Raw genomic sequence first — 5,499 nt, 5'->3', positions numbered from 1 at the left:
CGTCGTCGCGCTGCCCTACGCGCTCGAGCACCATGCGATCTTCTTCAACCCGATCAGCGGCGCCAATGTCGTGCGCCACGATCCGCCGGACCGCTATGTCTTCAACTACCGTGCGAGCTACGTCGAGGAGGTCGACGCGCTGGTCCGATATCTGTTGAAGGTCCGCAAGATCCCGCCGCGGCAGATCGCGGTGTTCCAGCAGAACGATTCCTACGGCGACTCCGGCTACAACGGCGTCACCAAGGCGTTCCGGTCGCTCGGCATCAGCGACACCGGCATCCTGAAGATGACCTTTCAGCGCAACAGCCTGGACGTGGACGACGCCGTCAACCAGCTTCGGCTGCAGAAGGTGCCGGTCCGCGCCGTCATCATGGTCGGCGTCTATCGCTCCTCCGCCAAGTTCATCGAGAAGACCCGCGACCTGTTTCCCGGCATGATCTACGCCAACATCTCCGGCACCGGCCCCTCCGCCCTCGCCGAGGAACTGATGCTGCTGGGACCGCGCTTCACCAACAACGTGATCATGACCGAGGTGACGCCGGCCGTTTCGGGTTATTCGAGCCTCGTGCTGGACTACAAGAACTCGGTGCAGAAGTACTTCCCGGGCGAGAAGGCGGACTATTTCTCGCTCGAGGGATTCATCTCGGCGACGATCCTCATCGATGCGATGCGACGCTGCGGCCCGCAGCTCGACAGCGAGAGGCTGGTCGACGTGCTCGAGAACACCCGCAATCTCGATCTCGGACTCGGCACCATGATCAACTTCAGCCGCGGTGAGCACCAGGCCGTGCACAAGGTCTGGGGGACGGAGCTCGACGAGACCGGGAAATATCAACCGATCGAGCTTGAGTGACATACGAGCTTAGGTGACATAAATGACACAGCCGGCCCTTGAACGGCCGGCTGTGCACAGAATCATGATCACCATACCTCCAACAGGAGAATACCGCCCATTTTTCGCCATTTGGTGAATAGCCTATCAATTCGTTGTTCGATTAGAAGCTTTTGCTTTGTAGTTTTCAGTATGGAGTTGTTGCATGATTTTGCGTTGGCCCCTGTTTGCCGGGATCGTGCTTCTTGCGTCTCCGGCCACCGCTGCTCCCAACACCATCGACATCGTCCGTGATCTGGCAGCTCGCGTCGGGCCGATCGTCGGTTCTGCGCAGGCCTGCAGCGACATCGAGCGTGCGCGCGTCCAGGTCATCACGAACAAATTCGCGGCCGTCATCCAGGAGGCCAGCGCTGATCCCGTCGCCCGCAACAGCCTTTCACAGGTGTTCGAGCGCAATGTGAGGGATGGCGCCAATCTCGTCACGTCCAACAGGATGGATTGCGCGGCCGCGGAACGGCAGCTTGCCGAGCTCGAACGGTCGCTGGGCATCGCCAAGTCCAGCTCCGGCCTGTCGAGCGTGATCGCTCCGTCGCCCGCCGCCGCGGCGACGGCACCCGCGGCACAATTGCCGGCACCTGCGGACGCCGGCCCGGCCGTGCACGGCATCACCGAGAACGAGATCCGCTTCGGGATCGTCGGCCCGTTCACGGGGGCCGCGCGCGAGCTCGGCCGCCAGATGAAGCTCGGCGTCGATACCGCCTTCAACCGCGCCAACGAGTCCGGCGGCGTCAACGGCCGCCAGCTCAAGCTGATCTCCGCCGATGACGGCTATGAGCCGACGCGGACGCTCGATGCCATGAAGCAGCTCTACGACAAGGACCAGGTGTTCGGCTTCATCGGCAATGTCGGCACGCCGACCGCGGCGGTCGGCATCCCCTACGCGCTCCAGCAGAAGGCGCTGTTCTTCGGCGCCTTCACCGGCGCCAGCATCCTGCGCCACGATCCGCCGGACCGCTACGTCTTCAACTACCGCGCCGGCTATGCGGAAGAGACCGACGCCGTCGTCCGCTATCTGATCAAGTTGCGCCACCTTCAGCCGCGCCAGATCGCCGTCTTCGCCCAGCAGGACGCCTATGGCGATGCGGGCTTCGCCGGCGTCGCCAAGGCATTCCGCCTGCTCGGCATCGATGACGGTGGCATCCTGCGGCTCGGCTACAAGCGCAACACCGTCGACGTCGAGGACGCCGTCAACCAGCTCAAGCAGCAGAAGGGAGCCGTCCGGGCCGTGGTGATGGTCGCGACCTACCGGGCCGCGGCGAAGTTCATCGAGAAGACCCACGACCTCTTCCCGGGCATCGTCTACACCAACGTCTCGTTCGTCGGCTCGACCGAGCTCGCCAGCGAATTGATGCTGCTCGGCCCGCGCTTTGCCGACGGCGTCGTCGTCACCCAGGTGGTCCCCGCCGTCGGCGGCTTCTCCAGCGAGGTGCTCGAATACAAGACGGCGCTGGCGAAATATTTCCCGGGCGAGAACGTGGATTACGTGTCGCTCGAGGGCTATGTGGCGGCCAACGTGCTGATCGAGGCCTTGAAACGGGCCGGTCCGCAGCTCGACGTCGAGCGGCTGGTCGACACGCTGGAGAACATGCGCAACCTCGATCTCGGGCTCGGCGTCCCGCTCGGTTTCGGCCGCGCCGAGCACCAGGCCTCGCACAAGATCTGGGGCACCGCGCTCGACGACAAGGGCAAGTACCAGTCGATCGAACTGGAGTAGGCAGGGAATGCGCCGGAGCCGGCCGGCCGCGGCTCACAGCGGCGGGTCGGTCGCCTCGTCGTATTCGCGCTTGAAGCGCGCGATCAGCTCGGCGGCCGGCATCACCTTGCCGATGCTGCCGATGCCCTGGCCCGAGCCCCAGATCTCCTTCCAGGCCTTCGGCTTGGCGCGCTCGCCCGCCGCATCGGTGGAGAAGCTCATCTTGGAGGGGTCCGAGGTCGGCAGATTGTCCGGATCCATGCCGGCGGCCACGATCGACGGCTTCAGATAATTGCCGTGCACGCCGGTGAACAGGCTGGAATAGACGATGTCCTCCGCGGCCGAGGCCGTGATCATCTCCTTGTAGCGCTCGACCGCGTTGGCCTCGCTGGTGGCGATGAAGGCCGAGCCGACATAGGCGAAGTCGGCGCCGAGGACGCGCGCGGCGCGGACGGCCCGGCCATTGGCGATCGCGCCCGACAGCGCGATCGGCCCGTCGAACCATTGCCGCGTCTCGACGACGAAGGCGAGCGGTGAGATCACCCCGGCATGGCCGCCGGCGCCGGCCGCGACCAGGATCAGGCCGTCGGCGCCCTTCTCGATGGCCTTGCGCGCGAAACGCTGGTTGATCACGTCGTGGAAGACGATGCCGCCCCATCCGTGCACGGCCTGGTTCAGTTCCTCGCGCGCGCCGAGCGAGGAGATGATCATCGGCACCTTGTGCTTCTCGCAGAGCGCGAGATCATGATCGAGCCGGTTGTTCGACTTGTGCACGATCTGGTTGACCGCGAACGGCGCCGACGGCGCCTGCGGATGCGCCCGGTCATGCGCGGCAAGCTCCTCCCTGATCCGCGCCAGCCACTCGTCGAGCAGCGCGGCGGGCCGCGCGTTCAGCGCCGGAAACGACCCGACCACCCCCGCCTTGCACTGCGCGATCACGAGATCCGGCACGGAGACGATGAACAGCGGGGCGCCGATCACGGGGATGGAAAGGCGGCCCTTGAACAAGGCAGGCATCGACATCGGCGGGAGATCCTCTCGGCAGCGGCAGGTGATATTGTTTGGAAAGAATGCCAGACATCATACCAAGATGGCAATCGGGCCCGTTTCGCATCCGCGCTCGCGATTTGCGTCTTCAGGCTGCATCGCCGCGCTGCCCGCGTTCAAGGCGAGCGCTTCGTCCGACCCGGATCTGAGCGGATCCTGCCGTGCGCCTACTGGCACAGCGCCGTGGTGACGTAGTTGTCGGTGCGGCAATCGTCCGGCTTGCGCTGGCGGCCGGGGATCAGCACTTTCGGCGAGCAGCTTTCCGCGGCGTCGGTCATCAGGCTCTTGCCTTCGCGAAACCCCTTGGTCTGGCAGAGCCTGTCGGCACCGAGCTTGCAGTCCGGCGTACCGTTGGCAACGGGGCAGATCACCCGCCCCGACACCATGGAAGAGGGCCTCGCAAGCCGTGATAACGCCTCGCCTGCGCTCTTGACCGCATCCCTTCCGACATCGCCGGTCTTGCTCTCGGCCAGGGGATCGCCGCCGGCCTCCCCCTGGCTCCCCTGGGACGGCAGAATGCGGTGGAACAGCCTGCCCATCTCGTGGATCAGGCCCGGCCTCTCCGGAGCCGGCTCGGCCGGCTGCGGCATGGGCGGCGGCGTCGCCTGCTCCGGCAGGCCAAATCTGGGCGAGCCGGGTGCCGCCTGCGGCCACGCGGAGCGGTCGACGGCAAGCAGCGCCGCCGTGGCGCAGAACAAGAGCAGGGACCTGCCGGGCCGGGTGTTCATACCGCCAGATTACGCCAAGCTTACAGGCGGGCAAAGCCGGCGCGTGTGCCGCCGTCGATGTCTTCGACCGGATGTTGCGGCGATGTACCGCAGACTTCGGAAACTGGCACGAGCGCGGCGTCAGAGCATCCTGATCGCCACCACGAAGCCCGCGACCAGGGCAATCACCCCGATCGTCACCCACAGCGTCAGGTGCTTCTCGATCCTTACCCTGATCCAGTCGCCGTAGCGATTGAGCAGCAGCGCGGCGACGAAGAACCGCCCGCCGCGCGCGACGACCGAGCACAGCACGAACAGCACCAGATTGTAGCCGGCGAATCCCGAGGTGATGGTCACGAGCTTGTAGGGGATCGGGGTCAGTCCCTTCAGCAGGATGATCACCGCCCCCCATTGCGCATAGGATTCGCGGAAAGCCTCGACCTTGCCGCCGAGGCCGTAGAATTCGATCAGCCAATGGCCGACCGAATCATACAGCAGCGCGCCGATGGCATAGCCGAGCAGGCCGCCGAGCACGGAGGCCGCGGTGCAGACGCTGGCATAGATCCAGGCCCGGCCGGGCCGGGCCAGCGCCATCGGGATCAGCATCACGTCGGGGGGGACCGGAAAGAAGGAGCTCTCCGCAAAGGCCACCGCGGCCAGTATCCAGAGCGCATAGGGCTTGTGGGCGGCGCGGATGCACCAGTCGTAGATCCGTTTCAGCATGGCGCGAGGAACCACCACACCGGGCCGGATTTGTCCATGCCCGCAGCCGGTGAAAATAGCCTTGCAAAATCCTAATGCCGCTTGCGCAGACGGCGGCCTTCGAGCGCGACCAGCGGCCGCCGGGTGATCCTCTCCGGCGCGGCCTTGGCAAGCTTCACGGCCGATTTCGGCAGCTTCTCCGCGATGCCGAGCAGCATCTCGCGCTGCTCCATCTCCTGCCAGACGTCGTCGGGCCGGACCCCGGCCGAAGCCCAGAGCACGGCGAGGTTGTAGAGCAGGTCGGCACTCTCGCGAACCACGCCCGGCGTGTCGCCGTTGACCGCGTCGATCACCACCTCGATGGCTTCCTCGGCGAGCTTCTTGGCCATCTTGGATGGGCCATGCTGGAACAGTCGCGCGGTACGCGACGTCGCCGCATCGAGATCCTTGGCCGCCAG

General features: G+C 65.7%; 6 protein-coding genes. 2 read left to right on the top strand and 4 right to left on the bottom strand.

The genetic code is table 11. From position 1 onward, the window contains the following. Both JOY90_RS17195 and JOY90_RS17190 read left to right on the top strand, forming a co-directional pair. On the top strand, positions 1-853 hold an 853-nt coding region (locus JOY90_RS17195; RefSeq protein WP_291692317.1), incomplete at its 5' end, for an ABC transporter substrate-binding protein. A gap of 184 nt (positions 854-1,037) precedes the next feature. Then, positions 1,038-2,606: an ABC transporter substrate-binding protein gene (locus JOY90_RS17190; protein WP_291692316.1), complete on the top strand. Its 1,569-nt coding sequence runs from the start codon at positions 1,038-1,040 to the stop codon at positions 2,604-2,606. A gap of 33 nt (positions 2,607-2,639) precedes the next feature. Here JOY90_RS17190 and JOY90_RS17185 read toward each other — a convergent pair whose 3' ends face one another. The 4 genes from JOY90_RS17185 to hisE all read right to left on the bottom strand — a co-directional run. Beyond that, positions 2,640-3,608, bottom strand: a complete 969-nt coding sequence (locus JOY90_RS17185; protein WP_291692315.1) for a nitronate monooxygenase family protein — start codon at positions 3,606-3,608, stop codon at positions 2,640-2,642. Between the two features lie 191 nt (positions 3,609-3,799). Beyond that, complete coding sequence (locus JOY90_RS17180) at positions 3,800-4,360, bottom strand: hypothetical protein (protein WP_291692314.1); 561 nt, start codon at positions 4,358-4,360, stop codon at positions 3,800-3,802. A 120-nt stretch (positions 4,361-4,480) separates the two neighbouring features. Then, a complete protein-coding gene (locus tag JOY90_RS17175; protein WP_291692313.1) occupies positions 4,481-5,062 on the bottom strand; it encodes a YqaA family protein in 582 nt (193 codons plus the stop codon). A 71-nt stretch (positions 5,063-5,133) separates the two neighbouring features. Then, a partial coding sequence (hisE, locus tag JOY90_RS17170) for a phosphoribosyl-ATP diphosphatase (protein WP_291692312.1) occupies positions 5,134-5,499 on the bottom strand: 366 nt, incomplete at its 5' end.

Origin of the sequence: Bradyrhizobium sp. (genome assembly GCF_019242285.1) — a bacterium.
Taxonomy (GTDB): Bacteria; Pseudomonadota; Alphaproteobacteria; order Rhizobiales; family Xanthobacteraceae; genus Bradyrhizobium.
The sequence above is the reverse complement of the archived record's forward strand: the minus strand, read 5'-3'. Positions and strand labels throughout refer to the sequence as shown.